Here is a 22012-nt window from a genome sequence, read left to right as displayed (position 1 = left end):
CGATGCCACGGTCGGTCGAGGTCAGTCGTCCGCCGCGGCGCGACGCTCCTCCTCGGCGACGGACTCCCCCGTCGGGTCCTCTGCCGCGAGGTCGGCCAGCGCGGCGCCGCCCAGCGGGCCGTCGCTCAGGCCCACGAGCCGCCAGCCCGACGACGGGTCGCCCTCCACCTCGACGAGCCCGGTGTTCGCGAGCGGGGTCCGGGCGAGCAGGTCGAGGTCGACGCCGTCCACGCGCGCGCACGCCCACGCGCGGATCGCCGCACCGTGCGACACGACGACGGCGGTCCGCCACCCCGTGCGCGCGACGCCCGCGACGGCGTCGTCGTAGCGGGCGAGGAACTCGGCGCCGTCGGGGCCGCCGGGCATGCGCCGGCCGGGCTCGCCGCGGCCCCAGGCGAACACGGTCTCGAGGTAGGTCGCGTGGTCGTCGTGCGCGGCCGACATCTCCAGGTCGCCCGCGTCGACCTCGCGGAACCCGTCGAGCTCGAGCAGGTCGTACCGGTGCCGCTCGGCCAGGGGCGCGGCGGTGAGGTGCGTCCGGACGAGCGTCGAGACCGCGACGCCCTCGACCACGCGGTCCGCGAGCGCGTCCGGGATGGCCGCCGCCTGGCGCGCGCCGAGCGCGGTGAGGCCCGGGCCGGGCAGGGCGGTGTCGAGCAGGCCCGCGACGTTGGACGGGGTCTGTCCGTGACGGACGAGGAGCAGGCGCATGGTTCTCCGAGTTCTCCGAGTTCTCTCCAGCGGTCTCCTGCCACCCTACGAGCCACCCGATGCGCGAGGGCGCCGTGGCAGGCTGGGGCCATGTCCCGCCGTGAGCTCGTCGTCCTCGGGACGGCCAGCATGGTCCCGACCCGCACGCGCAACCACAACGGCTACGTCCTGTTCTGGGACGACGAGGCGATCCTCTTCGACCCCGGCGAGGGCACGCAGCGGCAGATGTCGTTCGCAGGCGTGTCCGCGACCGACCTCACGCGCATCGCGATCACGCACCTGCACGGCGACCACAGCCTCGGCCTGGCGGGCGTCTCCCAGCGCATCAGCGGCGACGGCGTGCGGCACACGATCGGGGTGACCTACCCGGCGTCGGGCCAGCGGTGGGTGGACCACCTGCTCGACGCGAGCGCCCACTTCCGCCGCGGCCACCTGGAGCTGCAGCCGCTGACGACGGACGGCGTCGTCCCGCCCGTGCCCGGCCGCCCCGCGCCCGGGTTCACGCTGCGCGCCGAGCGGCTGGACCACACCCTGGAGGCGATGGGCTACCGCCTCGACGAGCCCGACAGCCGGTCGCTCGACCCCGCGCTGCTCGCGGCCCGCGGCCTGGCCGGACCGGCGGTCGGCGAGCTGCGACGGACCGGGGTCGTCACCGCGCCCGACGGCCGGACCGTCACCCTCGACGAGGTGAGCGCCCCGCGCCCGGGGCAGTCGTTCGCGTTCGTCATGGACACGCGCCTGTGCGACGCCGTGCACCGGCTCGCGGACGGCGTCGACCTGCTCGTCATCGAGTCGACGTTCCTCGACCGCGACCGCGACCAGGCCGAGCGCTGGGGCCACCTCACCGCGCGGCAGGCGGCGACCGTCGCGGCCGAAGCGGGCGTGCGCTCGCTCGTGCTCACGCACTTCTCGCAGCGCTACCCCGACCCGACGGAGTTCTGGCGCGAGGCGCGCGAGGTGTTCGACGGCGAGCTCACGGTCGCGCAGGACCTCGACCGCGTGCGCGTCCCCCACCGCCGCTGACCCGGCTGACGGACAGTGACGCCGGTGCGGTCGCCGATGAGAAACGGTGCGGGCCGCCGTCTCACCACGGACGGGTGAACACGGGGCGCCCCGGGGCGCACCACGGGAGAGGACCGAGATGAGACCGCTGCGCTACTCGATCAACGTCACGCTCGACGGCTGCTGCCACCACGAGGCGGGGCTGCCGCCGGACGAGGAGTCGATGCGCCACTGGACCGCCGAGATGGAGCGCGCCGACGCCCTCCTGTTCGGCCGGGTGACCTACGAGATGATGGAGTCGGCCTGGCGGCGGCCGGCCACGGGCACGTGGCCCGACTGGATGGACGAGTGGGAGATCCCGTTCGCCGAGGCCATCGACGGGGCGCGCAAGCACGTCGTGTCGAGCACCCTGAGCAGCCCCGACTGGAACGCCGAGCTGGTGCGTGGCGACCTGGGGCCCGCGGTCGAGCGGCTCAAGCAGGAGCCGGGCGAGGGCCTGTGGGTGGGGGGCGTGACGCTCCCCCTGGCGCTGGCGGACCTGGGGCTGATCGACGAGTACGAGTTCGTCGTGCAGCCGGTCCTCGCCGGGCACGGGCCGACCTTGCTCGCCGGGCTGCGTGAGCGCATCCGGCTCGAGCTCGTGGACCGCCGCGAGTTCCGCTCGGGGGCCGTCGCGATGCGCTACCGGCCCGCGGCCCTGGAGCAGTGAGACCGGGGCGGTGAGGCGAGGCCGTCAGGCCCCGCCCCACCAGCACCCGTGGCTCCGCCCGCGACGTCCTAGACGACCCGGGCCGCGAGCCAGCCCGCGAGGCGGTCGGGACGGTCGGTGATGATCGCGTCCACGCCGAGCTCGACGGCGGCGGCCCAGTGCTCCGGGTCGTTGAGCGTCCACACCGCGACCTCGAGGCCGGCGTCGTGCAGGCGCTGCACGAGCCCCGGGTCCTCGAGGAGGAGCAGGCCCATCGGGTTGCACGTGACGACGTCGAGCTCGGCGCACCGCGCGAGCACGTCGTCGTCGATCGACGCGACGAGCAGCCCGCGGCGCAGGCCGGGGTCGGCCTCGCGCAGCGCCGCGACGGTCTCGGGCCAGAAGCTCTGCGCGACGACCCGGTCCGCGATGCCCGCGAACCGGATCGGCCCGGTGACGCGCCGCACCTGCTCCGGCGTCCACGAGCCCTTGAGCTCGAGCAGCAGGTCGGTGCCCGGCCGACGCACGAGGAGGTCGACCACCTCGGCGAACGTCGGCACGCGCTGGCCGCCGAACGCCGGGGAGAACCACGACCCGGCGTCGAGCGCCCGGATCGCCGCGCGGTCGAGCCGCGCGACCGTGCCGCTGCCGGACGTCGTCGCGTCCACGGTGTCGTCGTGGATGACGACGGGCTCGCCGTCGGCCGTGAGCTGCACGTCGATCTCGATGCTGTGCGCACCCGCCCGCCACGCCGCCTCGAACGCGGCGAGCGTGTTCTGCGGCGCGACCGAGCTGTTGCCGCGGTGCGCGATCACGCGCGGGCGCGCGGACCGCTCCGACCCGGCGCCCGTGGGCGCGAGCGCGGTCGCCGTCACAGGTACGGCTCCACGTTCTCGGTGTACGCCGTCTCGATGCGCGGCGTCACGGACTCGAACGCGGTCGCCGGGTCGACGCCCTCGATGACGATCTGCTCGATCGCCTCGTTGAGCAGCGCGTCGGCGCCGGGGACGAACACGCGGACGTCGTCCTGGATGCGGGCGCGGTCGGCGAGCTGGTCGACGGCCGTGCGGAACTGCGGGGTCGCCTCGTAGATGGCCTTCATGGTGTCCGACTCGACGGCCGACGTGCGCACCGGCATGTAGCCCGTGTTCTGCGAGAAGTACGCGGTGTTCTCGGTGTTCGTGAGGAACGCGAGGAACATCGCCGCGGCGAGCTGCTGCTCGGGCGACCTCGACGACGGGATCGCGAGACCGGTGCCGCCGGTGGGGGTGCCGCCGCCAGCCGGGCCGTCGGGCAGGTAGGCCGTGCCGACCTCGAACGACGCCGCGTCGAGCGCGCCCTTGAGCGAGCCCGTCGAGCCGATGGTCGAGGCGATGAGTCCGGACGAGAAGTCGACCATCGCGTCGTCCGCGGAGAGCGTCGCGACGCCCTTCTCGTGGAACAGCTCGTGCAGGAACTGGCCGCCCGCGACCGACTCCTCCGAGTCGAGCGTGAGGTCGAACCCGTCGGAGTACGCGCCGCCCTGGCCCCAGATCATGTTCTCGAACCACCACGCGCCCCACGACGGCCCGGTGGACAGGCCGAGCGTCGAGCCGCCGGCCGGGACGAGCGGCTTGAGCGACGCGTCCCACTCCTCGAGCTCGGCCCACGTCTCGGGGCCGCGGTCGGGCAGGCCGGCCGCCGCCCACAGGTCCTTGTTGTAGTAGAAGAGCGGCGTCGACCGCGCGTAGGGCACGGCCCAGTGCTGGTCGTCGTACTCGTAGTCCGCGTAGAGCGCGGGCTGGAAGTCGGCGGCGTCGGCCTCGACGAACTCGAGCACGTCGTCGAGCGGCAGGATCTGGTCGTTGAGGTGGTAGCGGAACCACCACACGTCGGACGCGATGACGAGGTCGGGCAGCTCGTCCGTCTGCGACGCGGCCTGGAAGCGCTGGGCGACCTCGTCGTAGTTGGCGCCCGCGGTCACGAGGTTGACCGTGATGCCGGACTCCTCCTCGAACCGGTCGATGAGCTCCTGCTCGATCTCCTGCGACGTGCCGGGGTGGTTGCTCCACCACGTGATCTCGGACGCCGGCTCGACGGCGGACCAGTCGACGGCCTCGGCCGTCGCCTCGTCGCCCGCGGTGCCGGCGCCGTCGGCCCCGGCCACGCTCGGGCCGGCGCACGCGGTGAGCGCGAGGGCGGTGACCGCCGTGAGGGCGGTGGCGGCCGTGCGGGCCCGACGGCGGCGCGCGGGCCGGCCGACGGGTGCGGTGCGGTGGGACACAGGTGCTCCTTCAGGTCGTGCACCGGGTCTCGGTGCGCTTCGGGGAACCCGGGCCGCTGCGGGCGGACCGGGGAGTCGGTGGTGGTGGGCAGGCACGCGGGTGCGCGGCCCGCCCGGGGTGAGCGCCGTCGTCGGGCACGACGGCGCGGGGTGGGTCAGCCCGTGACCGCGCCGGCCGTGAGGCCCGCGACGAGGCGGCGCTGCAGGACGAGGAAGACGAGCAGGATCGGCAGCGTCACGACGACGGTCGCGGCGAGCAGCACGCCCCAGTTCGTCATGCCGTCGGTGTTCTGCAGCAGCGTGAGGCCCACGGGGAGCGTCATCTTGTCCGGGCGGTCGATGACGAGGAAGGGCCACAGGTAGTCGTTCCACTCCGTCACGACGGACACGAGCGCGACCGCGGCGAGCGTCGGCGTGCTCATCGGCACGACGAACCGCCAGAGCTTGCGCCAGTGCCCGGCGCCGTCGAGCTCGGCCGCTTCGAGGATCGAGCGCGGCAGGGTGAGGAAGTGCTGGCGGAACAGGAACGTCCCGAACGCGCTCGCCAGGCCCGGCACGAGGATGCCCTGGTAGGTGTTGAGCCACCCGAGGCTCGCGACGAGCGAGTAGTTGGGGATGATCGTGATCTGCGGCGGGATCATGAGCGTCGCGATGACGAGCCCGAACACGACCTTCTTGAACGGGAAGTCGAGGAACACCAGCGCGTACGCGCACGTGAGGCCCAGCGCGACCTTGAGGCCCGCACCCACGACCGTGATGCCGACGCTGTTGGCCAGCAGGCGCCCGAGCGGGATCGAGTCCGCGGCCTGCGCGTAGTTGTCGAGGTTCACGCTGCCCGGGAGCCACTGCAGCGGGACGGTGTACAGCTCCGCGGGCGTCTTCATGCTCGCGAGCACCATCCACACCAGCGGCGCGCCGAGCACGACGGTCGCGAGGACCAGGGCGAGGTAGCCGCCGGGCTGGGGGCTGCGGCGTCGGGCCCTCGGGGTGCGAGGAGCACGTGGCGCGAGCGCGGCCGGCGTGGTCGGCGCCGTCTCGGGGCGGCTGGGCGCGACGGCGCTCATGCGTAGTGGACCTTCCGCTGGACGAACCGCATCTGCACCGCGGTCACCGCGAGCAGCACGAGGAAGAGGACCGTGGCGACCGCCGACGCGTACCCGGCGCGACCGTTGACGAAGCTCTCCTCGTAGATCGAGTACATGAGCGTCGTCGTCGAGCCGAGCGGGCCGCCCTGCGTCATCGCCTTGATGATGTCGAACGACTGGAGCGACGCGAGGAGCATCGTCACGACGAGGAAGAACGTCGTCGGGGTGAGCAGCGGCAGCACGACCGACCGCAGCGTCCGCACCGGCGACGCGCCGTCGAGCGCGGCCGCGTCCTTCAGGTCCTGCGGGACGGACTGCAGCCCCGCCAGGTAGATGAGGGCGACGTACCCGAGGTTCTTCCACAGGTAGACCACGACGATCATCACGAGCGGCCACGGTCGCTGCGTGTACCACTGCGGAGACGCGACGCCGACCCACCCGAGCAGCTCCTGGACCAGCCCGTAGCGCGGGTCGAACATGAACAGCCACAGGATCCCGACCGCGAAGCCCGACAGCACGTACGGCGCGAACGCGACCGTCCGGGCGACGCCGCGGCCGCGGAGGCGGCGGTTCAGCAGCAGCGCCAGGCCCAGCCCGAGGACCATCGCGCCGCCGACCGTCGCGAGCGTGAAGACGAGCGTCGTCGTGACGATGCGGCCCGTCGTCGGCGCGGTGAACCACTCGACGTAGTTGCCCAGCCCGACCGGCCGCGCGACCGGCGACCCGAGGTTCCACTGCAGCGTCGAGAGGTAGAAGCTCTGCAGCAGCGGTCGGTAGACGAACACCAGCAGCAGCAGGACGTTCGGGCCCGCGAGCAGGAGCGCCCACAGCAGGTTCCGCCGCCGGCGGCGCGCGCCCAGGCGGCTGCGGTGCAGCGTCTGGACCTCGCGATCGGCGGGGTCGGACGGCGGGAGGCCGGAAGGTGCGACGAAAGAACCCGGGGAGTCCGGGGTGAGGACGGTGGTCACAGCAAGGATCCGCTCGGACGAGGGACGTGGTCACGGCCGGCGCAGCACCCGTTCCACGGGCGGGCGGCCACGGCGAGCATAGGAAGCCGTCACGCCCGTTTGATCCTGGAATGTCCGAGTGCGCGAGGAGGCTTCGGGCAACGTTCACCGCCCCGTGCCCGGGGTGCCACCTGAGCCTGTGGAGCGGCAACGTCGTGGACACCTGCCGCGCCGTCGTCCACAGGGCGGGACGAGCAGTTCCGCCCCACGCGCAGTTTCGCTAGGTTGCTGGGCAGCCCGTGCGTCCCGTCGGTCGTGACGCGCGGTGTCGTTCGCATCGATCTGCAGGGGGTCTCGTGCGTCGTTCTCGTGTGCTGTCCCGTGCCCGACGGCGGTCGCTCGCCGTGGGCGTCGTCGTCGCGGTCGGGTGGGTGGTCGCCGGGTGCACCGGTGGCGACGACCCCGGTCCCTCGCCGTCGGTCGACGAGCCGGTCGTGCCGTCGCCGTCGGAGTCGGAGTCGCCCGAGCCGTCGCCGACCGAGACCGGCCCGGTGAAGCCGGAACGTCCCGCGACGATGGACCGCGACGACGCCGAGGGTGCCGCCGCGGCGGCGGAGTACTTCCTCGAGCTCTACCCGTACGTCATGGCGACGGGCGACACGGCCGAGTGGGACGCCATGACGTGGGCAGACACCTGTGGGTTCTGCTCCAGCGTGAGCGAGGATGCACGCTCAATCAGCCAGGACGGGCACACGTTCGCCGGCGGCGCGGTGACCGCGGAACTTGAGAAGTCGTGGCCCTTGGATGAGCTCATCGGGGGATACCCGGTAGACCTCAACGCGACGATGCAGGAAGGGCAGGTTATTGACGCTGGCGGAACCGTCTTGAGGGAGATTGACGGCTTCGAGGGCGTCATGGAACTCGGCCTCCTTCACGACCAGACAGGCTGGAGGGTCCTGGCTGTCTCCGTGAAGGGAGAGTCATGATGCGGGCGGCGGCGATCCTCGCGGGCGCGAGCGCCGCGCTCTTCGCTTCCCCGGTGACGACCGGCTGGTCCGACATCGCGGACGAGGACCGGGTCGTCGTTCGCTACGAGACAGAGGTCCCGAACGGTGGGGCCGAGTACGTGCCCGCAGCGGCGGACGGCGGTCCGGCGTCGGAGGCGTACCGGCGGGTGCCGGCGTACCGGTGCTACGACGGTGACCACGCCACGACGTTCCCGGGCCTCGTCGCGGCGTGTCCGGACGGGCAGAACGCGGCGGGGTTCGACCCCGGGTGCACCCCGGACCAGGTCGCGATGGAACCGTTGTTCCGCCAGACCTGGACCAACACCGACGAGGGCACCCGCACCGCGGTCTCGGCCTGGGAGCTCGTCGCCGACGCGTCCTGCGTGGGCGCGGCCGACCTGGCCGGCGAGGCCGAGGCCGCGTTCCGCACCCTGACCATCGCGCCGTCCCCGGTGATCGTGCAGCCCCCGGACGGTTGGACCCTGGTCAACGTTCCCACCATCACCTACACCCAGCCCGGCGAGCAGACCCTGGACACGACCCTGCTCGGCATCCCCGTGCAGATCCGCGCCACCCCACGCACGTACGCGTGGGACTACGGCGACGGCACCGCCCCGCTGTCCACGACCGACCCCGGTGCCGCCTACCCCCACCACACCGTCGCGCACACCTACGACCAACCCGCCGAGCAGGTCCAGATCACGCTCACCACGACCTGGTCCGGGCAGTTCCGCCTCACCGGCACCACCACCTGGACCGACGTCACCGGCACCGCCACCACCACCAGCACCGCCGACCCCCTGCGCGTCTACGAAGCCCGTTCCCGCCTCGTCACCGACGACCTCGACGACTGACCCGCTTCTCGGCGGGCGACGCCGAGGGCGCTCCGTCGAGAGTCTTCGCCGACCGGCGCCCAGCGCCGCGCACGAGCAGTACGCCCACCACGAGATCGACCACGACGACAGGGGAGCACCATGAGCAACGGCATCGTCCGGCACACGGCGGGTGGCGTGGACCGCCCGAGCCCGGCAGGACGCACCACCCGCTCCACGGAAGCGGGCGCCGCGAGCACGCAGGGCACGGCCTTCGAGGGCACGGTCCTCGGCTGGGACGACATGCCGCGGGAGAGCCGCGAGGCGGCGCTCTGGCGGACCGACGTCGTCGCCGAGCACGTGGACCGCGTCTCGTCGACCGCGACCGTCCTGGGTGGGGTCCCGCACCAGCGCATGGTGGCGTGGCGAGCACACGTGGACCGTGTCGTGGTCGCGACGGCGGTGCGCCCGCTGCGGGCGCGTCCCGACGGCCGGTTGTCGCCGTCGGGCGACTGGCGCCACCACGACGTGGCCCACCACGTCGCCCAGGGCGTCCCGCGCCGCAGGGAGGGCGTCGTGCCGGCCGGTGCCCCGACGTCGGGCGGCACGGCGACGGCGCACCCCGCCCCGCGCCTGCCACGCGACCAGGCGAAGGGCCAGGAGGCGAGCAGCTATCTCCCGGCCGCGGTGCGGCAGGGGATGGTCGACGCCGTGCCCGTTCCCCACACGTGGCGTGGCGAGATCGTCCGGTTCTCCGAGGACGGGTACCCCGTGCGCCACCGGATCACCGTCCTGCGGGCCGACGACGCGCATGCCGTGGTCGTCGTCGCGGAACGAGGCCTCCCGCCGACCGGCGGGTACCCCGACCCCGCGACCGCCGACGAGGTGCTCTCCGCCCGACCGTGGAGCGTCACCCAGATGACGTACGCGCTCAGGCCGGCGTCGGCCGCGTTGCCGTCGAGCACGGCTCGGGACCGCTCGATCGAAAGGCACCCGTGACCGACCACTACTCCGTCCTCGAGATCTCCCGCGACGCGACCCGGCAGGACGTCGAGGGCGCCTTCCGGCGTCTCTCCCGGTCACGGCACCCGGACCGCGGCGGGAGCACGGCGCAGTTCCAGGAGCTCGAGGCGGCGTACTCGACCCTGCGCGACGCGAGCAGGCGCAAGGCGTACGACGACGAGCTGGCAGGCTCCTTCGGGACCGGGACGCCCGCCGACGTCGGCGGCGACGCGGCGGCCGCACCGTCGACACCACCCGAGCCGGCGTGGGGCACCGAGTCACCGATCGTGGACGAGACGCCCGCGACCGGTCCGGCGCGGCCCGGCTCCGGATCAGCACCGTCGTGGGGCGACGACGGCGGGACCGTCCCGCTCACCTGGACCCCTCCCCCGCTGCCCGAGCACGGGACGTTGGCGCGACGGCGGCGGTGGCTCCTCGGGGTCGCGTCCGGCGCGGTCGCCGCGGTGCTCGTCCTCGCGAGCGTCGCGCTGGTCTCCGGCGGGCCTGCGGCCCCGTGGGTGGTCGTCGCGACGGCGGTGTTCGTGGCCACCTGTGCACGACGCGCGTTCGGTCGCCGTGCGGGCGCCTGGTCGATCATCGCGCTGGTCTTCGTCGCTCCGTGGTTCCTGTCGACGACGACGGCAGCAGCACCCGCCGCCGTCGGGGTGAAGTTCGGGTGGGCCGCCCTCGTGGTCGTCGCGCTCACGATCGTGATGGCCGAGCTCTGGCGCCGCGACCGGGCCGCGCGCGAGGCGGCCGCGTTCCTCGCCCGGCGGACGCGCGAGCATGCCGAACGGGTCCGGGACCTCGCCGTGTTCTGGCACCGGATGCTCGTCCAGGCCCGAGAACCGGGCGTGCAGCTCCGCTGGGTCGTCCACGCGAGCGTGAGCGCTGGACGCACCTACGCCCTGCTCGAGGACACGCGCACGTACGCCCGCGCGAAGCGGTGGCTCTGGGGCGCATGGCGATCGGGGATCTGGGTCCTCGTCGACACCCGGACCGACGAGGTCGTGTACTGGGCGACGGACGAGGCGCGCCTCGCGTGGGTCCAGGTCGGTCCGACGAGCCGGGCCGGCTGATCCCCGTCCCGAGATCGACCCGAGCGGTCGAGATCGACCCTCCGTGGGGCGATCTCGCGACGCACGGGTCGGTCTCGGAGCACGACGACGCCCGCGGTGCCGCTCATCGGCCGAGCGGCACCGCGGGCGTGGCTGGCGGTGCGCTACGCGCAGGTGAGCGCGTCGTACGCGGCCGTCACCTCCGTCGTCGTGCCCGAGACGTCGGTGACGACGACGAGCGCCTCTCCCGCGTCGAGAGCGCCGCGGGCCTTGAACGACTGGTAGGCGTTCGTGCCCGGGTCGACCTGGGCGAAGGACCGCTCGCCGTGCGCCGTCCGCAGGGCGATCGCGACGGTCTCGTCGCCGTCGTTGGTCGCGCGGACGGCGAGGTACGGCGTGCCGCCGAGGCAGCGCGGCTGCGCGGTGACGGTGACCTCCGGGTCGGCCGGCGGCACGTCGGCCGGGAAGACGTCGAGCGCGTCGAGCTCGGTGTACCAGGTGAGCTTGGTCAGGGCGACGGTGTTCCAGCCCTGCTGCAGCTCGACCTCGTGCGTGACCGACTGCCAGTTGCCCCACGTGGTGTGCGGGAAGGTGACGACGCCCGCGTCGGTGCCGTTCACCGTGACGGTGCTCGACGAGGCGAGCGTGTAGCCGCCCCGCTCGGAGCCGTTCGCGAACCGGACACCGAGCGTGTACGCCCCGGCCTCGTCGGCGTGGACCTGGAGCGCGACGGAGCTGTCGAGGAAGTCGAGCCCGCCGACCTTCTGCCCGCCCGACGCGCCCGACGCGCTCCCCACCGAGCCGCGCGTGATGACGCCGTCCTCGAACTCGTACCGCGTCGCGTCGGACGGGATGACCGGCGGGGCGGACGGGCGCGGGTCGCGGGTCGCCGGGAAGACGTCGAACGCGTCGAGCTCCGTGTAGAACGTCGCGCGGGTCAGGGTGATCGTGTTGGTGCCGGCGACGAGGTCCACGAGGTGCTCGGACGTCTGCCAGTTGCCCCACGTGGTGTGCGGGAAGACGACGGTCTCCGCGACCGCGCCGTTGACCGCGAGCGTGCCCGTGGACGGCACGCGCGTCGAGCCGTCGAAGGAGCCGTTGGCGAACCGGATGCCCAGCAGGGCCGGGCCTGCCTCGTCGGCGTGCACCTCGACCGTCACGGACGAGTCCGCGAAGTCCAGGCCGCCGACCTTCGCCCCGCCCGACGCCCCGCCGTCGGCCACGACGCGCGCGTTCGTGACCACGCCGTCCTCCGCCTGGTAGCGGTCAGACGCCTGCGGGACGAACGGGACGCCGTCCGCCGTCCACTCGAGGTCCGCGACGTACATCGCGCGGTACGTGAACGCCTCGTTCCAGCCGTGGAAGACGAGCGCGTCCGAGCCGTCGGGCGCGGTGACGACGTCCTGCCCGCCCGGTCCGCGCACGTCGCCCTGGAACCGGTCGCTCGTGAGAAGCTCGGTCGTGGCCTTGGTCCACGGGCCGGCGAGGCTCGACGCCGTCGCGTACGACGTGCGGTACGCGCCGCCGTAGAAGTCGTTCGCGGAGTAGAAGAGGTAGTACGTGCCGTCGCGCTCCAGGAGCGTCGGGCCCTCGACGACGCGGCCCTCGTAGGCCTTGTCCACGCGGATGAGCTCGACGGGCGGGCCGGTGAGGGTCGCGCCGTCGGGCGACAGCGGCTGGGCGAAGATGATCGCCGTCTTGCCCGTGCAGCAGTTCCCGTCGGCCTTCCACAGCAGGTAGAGCTGGTCGCCGTCGACGAACGTCGCGGCGTCGATCGCGCCGCCGAGGTCCTCCGTGCCGGCCTCGCCGTTGGGGCACACGATCGGGTCGTCGCCGACGGGGACGAACGGTCCGTCCGGGGTGTCGGACAGCGCGACGCCGAGGCACTGGCGCGGCGACGTCGCGTCGCGCGCCGTGTAGTAGAGGGCGTAGCCACCCTCGACCGCGGACACCTCCGGGGCCCAGACGCAGCGGTCGGTCGCGCCGCCCGGGGAGAACGTGCACGACTCGCTGACCCACGAGCCCAGGTCGGGCGCGACGTCGGACGGCGCGCTCCACGTGACGAGGTCCGTCGACGTGCGGTGCTGCACGTTCTGACCCTGGTTGTTGGTCGCGTAGGCGTGGTAGACGCCGTCGACGAGCAGGATGTCGGGGTCGGCGAAGTTCGCGTCGACGACCGGGGAGATCGTCGGCTCGGCGGTGGCCGCCGCGGCCGCGGTGGGCACAGTCGCCGGGGGCGCCGCCGTGGCGGCGGCCGCGCCCGAGACCGCCAGCCCGAGCGCGACCAGCGCACTGGTGACAGCGGTGGCACGCGAGCGCGCGCGGGACAAGGAGAGCTTCATGGGGTGTCCTCTCGACGGTGAGGGGGCAAGAACCCGGGACGGCGGCGACCTCGGGGTTCCCAGTCTCCCGGGCCGATCCACACAAGTCAACAACTTCCCGCAATACTCAACATCTGGGTGCTGCGGCCGCGGGGGCGGCTCACCCCAGGTCGCGCGCGACCGCGGGTGACCCAGCACGCCGCCGCCCGCTCGTCCTTCCTCCCCGTTCAGGCCCAAGGACAGGGCCGCCCTGCAGCCCGGTCGGGAGCGCCACGCGGAACGGCCTGTGACACTCCCGTGACCGGAGCCCTCCCCGACTCACCCGTACGGCATGCCGGTCTCAGCCGAGCGAGACGTCGACCCCGCCCGAGAACATCGAGTCGTGCAGGGAGAGCGTCGCGGGGACGGCGTCGGCGGGGATGTCGAACACGACGACACCCTCGACGGCGTTGCCCGGGTTGATGTCGGTGAGGAAGCTGTTCGCGTCGCCGAGATAGATCGCGGCGGTGGTGTCGCTCTCGTGCGTACGGCCCTCGGTGTCGGTGAGCTGCTGGTTGCCTCCGGTGAACATCTGCGCCTGGTCGCCGATGTTCTTCACGGTCATCCGCACGAGCACGTACTGCCCCTGCGCCTCCTGGCTCAGGTACTGGTCACCGACGCTCGGCACGCCCGGCTCCACCAACGTCACGGTGAACTCGAACTTGCCGTCCCGCACGGGGACCCCGATCCCTGCAGCCGCCGGGGCCTCGGGGGCGGGCTCCGCGGCCGGCTCCTCGGGGGCGGAGTCCGCCGGGTCCTCGGCCACCGCGTCAGGCACAGGCTCCTGCGCGGGCACGTCTGCCACTGCGGCCGGCGGCGTCGGCTCGTCCTCACCCCCGCCACCCAGCGCCGAGCCGATGATCGCGAGCAGCACGACGACGCCCACCCCGGTGAGGATCTTGTGGCGGGCGAACCACGACTTCCGGGGCGCCGGGGGCACGCCCGGCTGCGCGCTCGGCGCCGGGTGACCGGCGGTCGGGTAGACCTGCGGTGCCCCGTGCGCGGCGTAGGGCGGCGGGCCGGGCTGCGCGGGCTGCCCGGGGTGACCCGGGTGGCCCTGATGCGGCGGCCCGAACGACGACGGACCGCCGGGCTGCTGGGGGTGCGGCGTGGATGCGGACATGGTGGCCTCCTGGGTGCTCGATCGACGGCACCGGGTCGGCCCCCGGTACGCGGTCTGACGGGGTCGAGCGTGCCGGGGGCGCACGGGTCGGCGGACCCCCCGAACGGCTCGACCTGGTCCACCGAACGGCGGATCCGGCGGCGCCCGTCCGGCGGACGCACGGCGTCGGCACCCGCCCGTATGCTCGCGCCATGCACCCGCCGCAGCCGCCGTACGGCCCGCCTCCCCCGGCGGGCCGGTACGGTGCTCCCGGCCTGCCGCCGGGTCGCCCGGTGCCGGGGCCGCACGGCGGGGCGGCCCCGGGGCGTCCGTGGGCGACGCCAGGCCCGCGATCCACGGCGCACGCCTACCCGCCGCCGTACCACCCCGGCCCGCACCCGAAGCCCGACCCCGGGCCCTCCCCGCTGTTCCGCGCCGGGTCCATCCTGGGCACCGTCGCCGCGGCAGCCGCGACCCTCGCCGTCGGGATCGTCAGCTCCACCTACGACAACCTCGGCATCGGGTCGGAGCCGGCGGGATGGCAGGTCGGCCTGACGTTGCTGTGGTGGCTGCTCGCAGCCGGGCTGGCGACGCTCGTCGTGTGGCGGGACCGGCACGCCGTCGTGGTGTGCGCGATCTCCGCGGCCGCGGGGATCCTCACCCCGGTGGGCGCCCTCGCGCCGCTCCTCGCCCTGCCGTTCGTCATCGCCCGTGACGGGCGCAGGAAGGTCGTCGCCGCCTGCACCGCGGCGACGACGCTCGCCGTCGGGGCGTCGTTCTGGCGGGACGCCGCGCGCGAGGGAGAGGCTGTGATCTTCTCGATCAGGAGCCCGGACTCCCTCGAGATCTCCTACCTCCTGCCCGTCGGATACGTCGTCCTCGGAATGCTCTGCCTCGGCCTGTCGATCGGCGCAGGCCTCCTCCGTCTCGCGATCGGGCGCGCCGACGCCGCCCAGGAGGTCGCCGCCGCCGAGAACCGGCGGGCGCAGGTCCTCAGCACGCAGGCGGCCGAGCTCCGGACCGAGCTGTCGCGCCAGGACGAGCGCGAGCTCATCGCCCGCGAGATGCACGACACCGTCGCGCACAACCTCTCCATGGTGTCCTTGCACGCGTCGGCGCTGGAGGTCTCGCAGGGCGACCCCGAGGTGGTCGACGCCGCCCGCAGCATGCGCTCCAACGCCCACCGCGCGCTCGACGAGATGCGCGCGCTCATCACCTCCCTACGGTCCGGGGCCGAGCAGTACACCGGGTCCGCGCCCGCGCTCGGTGACCTCGCCGGCCTGCTCGACGAGGCACGCGCCGCCGGCGTCGACCTCGCCGCGACCGTGTTCGTGGCCGACGCCGACACCGCCCCGCCCGCACTCACACGCGCCGTCTACCGGGTGGTGCAGGAGTCGCTGACGAACGTCATGAAGCACGCGCCCGGCGCACGCGCCGAGGTCGACGTCCGGGCCCGCCCCGGCGACGGCGTCGACGTCACGGTGCGCAACGCGCTCACCCGCGACCTCGCCACCGACACCGCTCCTCCGTTCGGTGCCCCGGCCGCCACGCTCGGCCTGAGCGGGGTTCCCGGCAGCGGAGCCGGGATCATCGGGATGCGCGAACGGTGCGCGGCCGTCGGCGGCACGTTCGACGCCGGCGTCGACGACGGACGGTTCGTCGTGCGGGCCCACCTGCCCTGGGCGCGCCCGACGGCGTAGCGCGTCCCGGTGCACCCACGAGCCACGTCGGTGGTCGCCGCTAGGCTCGCCGCGTGATCAGGGTGATGGTCGTCGACGACGACGCGATGGTCCGGCGACTGCTGCGGACCATCCTCCAGGCAGGCGGCGTCGACGTCGTCGCCGAGGCGACCGACGGCGACGAGGTCGTCACCGGCGTCCAGGCACACCACCCGGACGTCGTGCTCATGGACCTGCGGATGCCGCGCCTCGACGGGATCGGCGCGACCCGCGCCGTCACGACGCTCCCCGACCCACCCGGTGTCATCGCCATGACGTCGTTCGACACGGAGCAGGTCATCCTCGACGCCCTCCGTGCAGGCGCCTCCGGGTTTCTCGCCAAGGACGCCGAGCCGACCGAGATCGTCACCGCCGTCCGCGACGTCGCCGCCGGAGCAGGTGCGCTCTCGCCACGCGCGGCCAAGACCCTCATCGCCCAGGTCGGCGCCGATCCCGGAGCAGCCACCCGACGCGAGGCCGCGGCGCGGCTCGCCTCCCTCACCGAGCGCGAGCTGGACGTCGCGCGCCTCCTCGTCGAGGGTTTGTCCAACGGCGAGATCGCGGGGCGCCTGTACCTCGGCGAGGCGACGGTCAAGACGCACCTCTCCAGCGCCTGCGCCAAGGCCGGCGTCGCGAACCGCACCCAGCTCGCGATCGTCGTCGCCCAGGCCGCGGGGTAGCGCGGTCCGCGGCGACCCTCCCCCGCCCGGGGGACGTGCTCCTGGACCTGCTGCCAGTAGCGTCGCGACCGTGAACCTCTGTGACAAGGACAGCCGGTGAGCGCGCGGGCCGTCGTCGTAGGCGGCGGGATCGGAGGGCTCGCGTCCGGAGTCGCGCTCGCTCGGACCGGATGGAACGTCACGGTGCTGGAGCGTGCACCGTCGCTCGAACCCGTCGGCGCGGGGATCGCCGTCGCCCCCAACGCCGTGCGCGCGCTCGGCGCGCTCGGCCTCGGCGACCGGCTCCGCGACCTCTCGGCGCTCCAGGGCGAGGTCGGCCTGCGCCGCCCCGACGGCCGCTGGCTCGTCCGCGGGAACGCGAACGCCGCGAGCGAGCGGTTCGGCGACCAGACGCTCGTGCTCCACCGGGCCCAGCTCGTCGACATGCTCGCCGACGCCCTGCCCGACGGCGCGCTCCGGCTCGGGGTCGACGCCGCCGTCGTGGACCTCGGCGACGCGGGGCGGCCCGCGCGCGTGCGGATGCGCACCGGCATCGGGCCGGCGGCCGGCGGGTCGCGCGCCCGAGCGCCCGTTCCCGGGTCAGGAGCGGACGCCGCGAAAACCTCCGACGGCGACCGTCCGCCCGCTGGAGTGGGCGCGCCGGGCGGCGCGTCCGGACGCGACGACGAGATCGAGGCAGCGCTCGTCGTCGCGGCGGACGGCATCGACTCGACCACCCGGCGCTGCTGGTGGCCGGACGCGCCCGCGCCCGTCTCGGGCGGTTCGACCGCGTGGAGGCTCGTCGCGAACGCGCCCCCCGGCGAGCCCGGCGGTCCCGTCGGGAGCGAGACCTGGGGCCGCGGGATCGTCGTCGGGATCGTGCCGCTCGCCGACGGCCGCGTGTACTCCTACGTGTCCGTCGCCGACGTCGCCGGCGTGCCCGCGACGTTCCACGAGCTGCGCGAACGGCTCGCCGACTGGCACGCGCCGATCCCCGACCTGCTCGCGACCGTCGACCCCGCCCACGTGCTGTGCCACGAGCTGCGGCAGCTCCCGGCTCCCCCGGCGTCGCTCGCGACAGGACGCATCGCGCTCGTCGGGGACGCGGCGCACGCGATGCTGCCGAACGTCGGCCAGGGCGGGTGCCAGGCGCTCGAGGACGCGGTCGTGCTCGGGGTGCGCATGGGCGGCCGTGCGAACGTCACTGCCGTGCCGGAGCTGCTGCGTCGGTGGTCGGACGAGCGGCGGCCGCGTGTCCGGAAGGTCATGCGGACGTCGGCGCAGATGGCCGGGATGTCGCGCGTCGTCTCCCCGGTCGCGACGGCGGCCCGCGACCTCGGGGCTCGCCTCGCCGCACCGTGGAGCGCGGCGCTGGGTGCGTTGGCATTGCGCAGTGTGCTCGGCTGGCGGCCACCCGAGGCATGACGGCCTTCGCTCGGGCACGCGAACCAGAACGCGATCCGGCTCTCCGATCGCGCTCTTCGGACCGGCTGGACGTCCGTCCAGCCCAATGGCCCTCAGAGTCGGCATTTTTCACCCGATCGAGGCCCATACAGCGGTCTCGACCGTGACATCATCCGGCCATGCCTGGATCGATTCACGCTCACGTCGCTGAGGGAAACCGTCTCAAGGTCGAGGTGGTGTCGGACCAGGGCGCGAAGCTCTCGCTCGTCGGCGACCTCACCGACGTGGAGCCGACGGTCGAGAGCGGCGACGTCCTCGCGGACAACCCCGCGCTGCTGAGCAACATGTGGGCCTTCGCCAAGTCCTGGTACGAGGCCCGCACGACGTCGTACACCGATGCTCTCGGGGCGTCCGACCCGGAGAGTCAGAAGGCCGCCCTCAAGCTGGCCGAGGAGAACAAGAAGTCCGCACAGAAGCGTGCCGACGCCTACGCGAAGATGGCGCAGTGGATCGCCGACGTCGCAGACGACGTGTCCCCGTACGAGCCGAAGAACGGCTGGTGCTCGTCGTGCTTCGCCAAGACGGAGCACCGCAAGTCGAACCGGCCCTCCGGCCAGCTCCCCGTGTTCGTCTGCCAGGGGTGCGGAGGTCCGACCTTCCCGTGCGTCGCCCCCGGCTGCGAGAACATGGCCGTGCGGGAGCGCGGCGCGCTTCGTGTCCCCCAGTACTGCGCCGAGCACCGGCACGACATCCCCGGGTTCGAGAAGGCGGCGCAGCGCAGCTTCGGTGAGCTGCACGACTACGAGGACTTCCTCGCGTACGAGAAGCCCAACCTGAGCAAGGTGTCGAAGCTCGCGGCGGTCGGCGTCATCGGTGTTGCCGCAGCAGGTCCGATCGCTTTCGTCGCGGCGCCGGCGATCGGCGGCGCGATCGGCTCGCTCGGCATGTTCGGTGGCCTCACGGGCGCTGCGGCGTCGTCACACGGGCTCGCCCTGCTCGGCGGAGGGACCCTCGCGGCGGGCGGCTTCGGGATGGCCGGTGGGACCGCCGTCGTCACCGTCGTCGGCGCGGCCGTGGGCGGCACGCTCGGCGCCTCCGTGTCGAACGCCTACGTACGGGAGGACAAGTCGTTCCGGATCGAGCTGCTGCGCCCCGGCAAGGGAGGCGTTCCCGTCGTCGTCGCCAACGGGTTCCTCACCGAGGGCGATCAGGAGAAGTGGGGCGGCTGGCGGAAGATCGTCGACGCGCGGTACCCCGACTCTCCCGTGTACCGGGTGCGCTGGGGCGCCAAGGAGCTGAAGGACTTCGGCGTGATGGGCGCAGGGCTCGCGGCCAGGACCAGCGCCTCCGCCGCGGTGAAGGGCGCTGCCACGGTCGCCAACAAGGCAGGTGCCAAGCTCTTCGGCAGCACGTTCGCGCCCGCCTTCATCGCGTCGGACCTCGCGAAGAACCCCTGGCACGTCGCGAAGAGCCGCGCGGACAAGACCGGCGTCATCGTCGCCGACCTGCTCGCTCGCACCGACGCGGACTCCTACGTGCTCATCGGGCACAGCCTCGGAGCCCGTGTCATGGCAGTCGCCACCGAGACCCTCGGCACCCGCTCCGGGCCGCCGCGCATCCAGGCCGCCCACCTGCTCGGCGCCGCCATCGGCGCGAAGAGCAACTGGGGCCCGCTCACCGCGGCCGTCGAAGAGGCCGTGTACGGGTACCACTCCACCAACGACGCCGTGCTGAAGTACGTGTACAAGGTTGCGCAGGCGGGTCAAAGCGCTGCCGGGCTCGGCGGGTTCACCCCCGCCTCACACAAGCTCGTGAACGTCGACGTCTCCGATCGGGTGAGCACGCACTTCGAGTACCAGGGCAACGTTCAGCTCGTGTGACGAGCCGTGGAACGCCGGGCGCGGACAGCACTGGTGAACGTCATGGAACTCGCGAGGCATGGATGACGGTCGCCGAAGTCGGCGCGGACACGCCACCGCAGCCTACGGTCGTTGACCCGTTCGCATCCCCTGAGGTTCAGGCTTCGCGGAGTCTGGTCCACACGGAATAGCTTCTTGCGCCGCGAGCTGCGAAGCTCACGGCGTGGAAGGCTACGCGCGGCACGTGAAGGCGGTCATCCCGTCTGAGTACGCCGCCGAGCTGCAGACAGTTGACGGGCTTGCGCTCCAGCTCGTCGAACATATCGCGTTGACGCGCGAGATGATCGCGACGATCCACGTCCACGGCGCGCAGAGCAAAGCGATCCAAGAGCACATCGCCGCCCTGCTTCGAGTACAGCTCGGCTTCGGCGAGGAAGTCGTGCTGACGCCCCAGACCGGGTTCGTCACTCATGCGCGACCCGACTTCTTCTACCCGCTGGCGCCGCACCGGGGGATCATCGCCGAGGTCGAGCGCGGTGGCACCATCACGAACAATCACGATCTGAAGGACCTCTGGAAAGCGCACGTCGCACCCGACGCGCACCACCTGTTCCTGATCGTGCCGACGAACAACTGGAAGGCCGACGGGACGCCACGCGAGCGACCATTCCAGGTCGTCTCCCGCCGTCTGGGCGCATTCTTTGGCTCGCCCCGACGAGAGATCGACGTGCTCAGCGCCCATGTGTTCGCCTACTGAAACGCTGACCGTAGGCGCTTGCCCCGTGTGAGCGGCCCGGCCACGCTCATCGCGCGACCACGACACCGCCCAGCGGACCGGCCACGGGCTGAAGTTCGCTCGTGTAGCAGTAGAACCCCGGCACCCGCTCACCGGTCCGGTACGTCACCTTGTTGAGCTGACCGCTCTGGCTCGCGATGACGGTCCACGGGAGCGGCCCGCGCGCAGACGCGTCGACGAGCTGCTGGAGCGCGGTGCGCGACGAGTCCGCGTTGAGGAACACCGGCACGCCGCGCACGGTCGCCCAGACGACCGCGCGTCCGCCGAACGTGCCCACGTCGGCGAGCGTCGGCGCGCCCGACGCGAGCACCGACCGCACGTGGTCCAGCAGGTGCTGCTCGTCGAACGGGTCCTCCTTCGTCCCCTGCGGAGCGGGCACCGATGCGGGCGCGGCGCTGCGACGACCGGCCGGGGAGCTCGTGCTACCCGGTACGGGCCCACTGGCCGCAGCCCGGTCTGCCTCCGTGTACACCGCGTGCTGGTCGCGCGCCACGGCGGGCGGTGCACCCGCGGCCATGGCCGTCCGCATGCCGGCCATGCTGCGCGACGTCGCGGCGTAGGCCTGGTCGACGTTCGCCGTGTCGTAGGTGAGCGACCGTTCGCGCTTCACGCCGAGCGACGCACCGACCTCGATGGCGTCTTGGTTGGCACCCATGTAGAGGAACGTCCAGCCGAACTGCTCCTCGCGCTCGGTGACGAGCGCCTTGATCGCGGCGTGCGTGTACTCCTTCGAGGCGTTCTCGAGGCCGTCGGTCATGATCCCGACGATCACGGCGCCGGGCCGCTGGTCCTCGGGGAGCTGCGCGATGCGGAGCGCGGTCGTCTGGACGAGGCGCCCGATGGAGTCGAGCAGCGCGGTCATGCCGCGCGGCCGCAGGTCGAGCGGCGGGACCTCGCGCACGTCGAGGTCGGTGTAGACCTCCTCGTACTCGTTGTCGAACTGCGCGAGCGTGACCGTGCAACGGCCGGGCGCCTCGCGCTGCTCGGCGAGGAACAGGTCGAAGCCCTGCTCGGTGGCCTGCTTGATCGTCTGCATCGAGCCGGACCGGTCGAGCAGCATGGCGAGGTGGGTGAGGGTCTGGTCAGGCATGGCGGTTCCCTTCGTCGTGCTGCTGGACGGGCGGCGTGGCGGGTGGTCAGGTGCGGCGACGGAACCTCAGTGGTTCGACGGCGGTCGTCGGCTCGGGCGGCGGGGTCCCGCGCTCGCGGTCGTAGCGGGCGCGCGTGACGCCTTCCGCGGAGACGCGACCGTCGGGACCGGAGTAGCCCGCGAGCGCCGGGGTCCGCGCAAGGCGCGGAGGCACGGTGTTCGGCGCGACGCCCGCCGCTTCGGCGACGGACCGCATCGACGACCCGGCGAGCAGCGCCTCCGCCATCGCCTCGTCGAGCGCGACGTCGAGCAGCGCACGCGCCCGTGAGAGCGGCTCCACCGCCTCACCGGGCGGCGCGGCATTCGCCTCGCCGAGCGCCGCGAGTGCGGCGTCGAGCCGAGGTCGGAGGTGTCGCGACGAGTCCGTGGTCATGCCAAGGACCCAATGT

Annotated in this window: 20 protein-coding genes; 11 read left to right on the top strand and 9 right to left on the bottom strand. The window is 73.2% G+C overall.

Going from position 1 to position 22012, the window contains the following annotated elements:
• Positions 1–21: 21 nt before the first annotated feature.
• A complete protein-coding gene (locus tag NF338_RS02390) occupies positions 22–711 on the bottom strand; it encodes a histidine phosphatase family protein (RefSeq protein WP_264029309.1) in 690 nt (229 codons plus the stop codon).
• Positions 712–801: 90 nt separating this feature from the next.
• Between NF338_RS02390 and NF338_RS02385 the strand changes: the two genes are divergently transcribed.
• Both NF338_RS02385 and NF338_RS02380 read left to right on the top strand, forming a co-directional pair.
• On the top strand, positions 802–1734 hold the full coding sequence (locus tag NF338_RS02385; RefSeq protein WP_264029308.1) for a ribonuclease Z: 933 nt from the start codon (positions 802–804) through the stop codon (positions 1732–1734).
• A gap of 118 nt (positions 1735–1852) precedes the next feature.
• Positions 1853–2422 (top strand): dihydrofolate reductase family protein, encoded by a 570-nt coding sequence (locus NF338_RS02380; RefSeq protein WP_264029307.1) that lies wholly within the window; start codon positions 1853–1855, stop codon positions 2420–2422.
• A gap of 68 nt (positions 2423–2490) precedes the next feature.
• Here NF338_RS02380 and NF338_RS02375 read toward each other — a convergent pair whose 3' ends face one another.
• From NF338_RS02375 to NF338_RS02360, 4 genes are all read right to left on the bottom strand, one after another.
• Positions 2491–3276 carry a glycerophosphodiester phosphodiesterase gene (locus NF338_RS02375; RefSeq protein WP_264029306.1) on the bottom strand — a complete coding sequence of 262 codons (786 nt, stop codon included), beginning with the start codon at positions 3274–3276 and terminating at the stop codon, positions 2491–2493.
• On the bottom strand, positions 3273–4664 hold the full coding sequence (locus NF338_RS02370) for an ABC transporter substrate-binding protein (protein WP_264029305.1): 1392 nt from the start codon (positions 4662–4664) through the stop codon (positions 3273–3275). Before NF338_RS02370 ends, NF338_RS02375 begins: the two co-directional genes overlap by 4 nt.
• Positions 4665–4819: 155 nt before the next feature.
• Complete coding sequence (locus NF338_RS02365) at positions 4820–5728, bottom strand: carbohydrate ABC transporter permease (protein WP_264029304.1); 909 nt, start codon at positions 5726–5728, stop codon at positions 4820–4822.
• Entirely contained in the window at positions 5725–6717 is a 993-nt protein-coding gene (locus NF338_RS02360) for a carbohydrate ABC transporter permease (RefSeq protein ID WP_412845904.1), read from the bottom strand. Before NF338_RS02360 ends, NF338_RS02365 begins: the two co-directional genes overlap by 4 nt.
• Before the next feature lie 383 nt (positions 6718–7100).
• On the opposite strand from NF338_RS02360, the gene NF338_RS02355 reads away from it, so the two are divergent.
• From NF338_RS02355 to NF338_RS02340, 4 genes are all read left to right on the top strand, one after another.
• On the top strand, positions 7101–7682 hold the full coding sequence (locus tag NF338_RS02355) for a DUF6318 family protein (RefSeq protein WP_264029303.1): 582 nt from the start codon (positions 7101–7103) through the stop codon (positions 7680–7682).
• Entirely contained in the window at positions 7679–8557 is an 879-nt protein-coding gene (locus tag NF338_RS02350) for a hypothetical protein (protein WP_264029302.1), read from the top strand. Before NF338_RS02355 ends, NF338_RS02350 begins: the two co-directional genes overlap by 4 nt.
• A gap of 120 nt (positions 8558–8677) precedes the next feature.
• The gene (locus NF338_RS02345) at positions 8678–9514 is read left to right on the top strand and encodes a hypothetical protein (RefSeq protein WP_264029301.1); all 837 of its coding nucleotides are present in this window, start codon (positions 8678–8680) and stop codon (positions 9512–9514) included.
• Positions 9511–10596: a J domain-containing protein gene (locus tag NF338_RS02340; RefSeq protein WP_264029300.1), complete on the top strand. Its 1086-nt coding sequence runs from the start codon at positions 9511–9513 to the stop codon at positions 10594–10596. The genes NF338_RS02345 and NF338_RS02340 overlap by 4 nt, the downstream gene beginning before the upstream one ends.
• Before the next feature lie 143 nt (positions 10597–10739).
• Here the strand turns inward: NF338_RS02340 and NF338_RS02335 are convergent, their stop codons facing one another.
• Together NF338_RS02335 and NF338_RS02330 are read right to left on the bottom strand one after the other, a co-directional pair.
• Positions 10740–12917 (bottom strand): family 43 glycosylhydrolase, encoded by a 2178-nt coding sequence (locus NF338_RS02335; protein WP_264029299.1) that lies wholly within the window; start codon positions 12915–12917, stop codon positions 10740–10742.
• A gap of 319 nt (positions 12918–13236) precedes the next feature.
• Positions 13237–14058, bottom strand: coding sequence for a DUF4352 domain-containing protein (locus NF338_RS02330; protein WP_264029298.1), 822 nt, complete (start codon positions 14056–14058; stop codon positions 13237–13239).
• Positions 14059–14249: 191 nt separating this feature from the next.
• On the opposite strand from NF338_RS02330, the gene NF338_RS02325 reads away from it, so the two are divergent.
• The 5 genes from NF338_RS02325 (at position 14250) to NF338_RS02305 (ending at position 20434) form a co-directional block, all read left to right on the top strand.
• The gene (locus NF338_RS02325) at positions 14250–15737 is read left to right on the top strand and encodes a sensor histidine kinase (RefSeq protein WP_264029297.1); all 1488 of its coding nucleotides are present in this window, start codon (positions 14250–14252) and stop codon (positions 15735–15737) included.
• A 53-nt stretch (positions 15738–15790) separates the two neighbouring features.
• Positions 15791–16435: a response regulator transcription factor gene (locus NF338_RS02320; RefSeq protein ID WP_264029296.1), complete on the top strand. Its 645-nt coding sequence runs from the start codon at positions 15791–15793 to the stop codon at positions 16433–16435.
• 96 nt (positions 16436–16531) lie between these two features.
• A complete protein-coding gene (locus NF338_RS02315; RefSeq protein WP_264029295.1) occupies positions 16532–17839 on the top strand; it encodes an FAD-dependent monooxygenase in 1308 nt (435 codons plus the stop codon).
• Between the two features lie 158 nt (positions 17840–17997).
• Positions 17998–19698 (top strand): TMCO4 family protein, encoded by a 1701-nt coding sequence (locus tag NF338_RS02310; protein ID WP_264029294.1) that lies wholly within the window; start codon positions 17998–18000, stop codon positions 19696–19698.
• Positions 19699–19900: 202 nt separating this feature from the next.
• Positions 19901–20434 (top strand): hypothetical protein, encoded by a 534-nt coding sequence (locus tag NF338_RS02305; protein WP_264029293.1) that lies wholly within the window; start codon positions 19901–19903, stop codon positions 20432–20434.
• A gap of 46 nt (positions 20435–20480) precedes the next feature.
• On the opposite strand, the gene NF338_RS02300 is transcribed toward NF338_RS02305, so the two are convergent.
• Both NF338_RS02300 and NF338_RS02295 read right to left on the bottom strand, forming a co-directional pair.
• Positions 20481–21563 (bottom strand): hypothetical protein, encoded by a 1083-nt coding sequence (locus NF338_RS02300; protein WP_264029292.1) that lies wholly within the window; start codon positions 21561–21563, stop codon positions 20481–20483.
• A 46-nt stretch (positions 21564–21609) separates the two neighbouring features.
• A complete protein-coding gene (locus tag NF338_RS02295; protein ID WP_264029291.1) occupies positions 21610–21996 on the bottom strand; it encodes a hypothetical protein in 387 nt (128 codons plus the stop codon).
• Between the last annotated feature and the right edge of the window lie 16 nt (positions 21997–22012).

This window comes from Cellulosimicrobium sp. SH8 (assembly GCF_025818875.1).
GTDB lineage: Bacteria > Actinomycetota > Actinomycetes > Actinomycetales > Cellulomonadaceae > Cellulosimicrobium > Cellulosimicrobium cellulans_D.
This window is presented reverse-complemented; position numbering and strand designations above follow the sequence as displayed.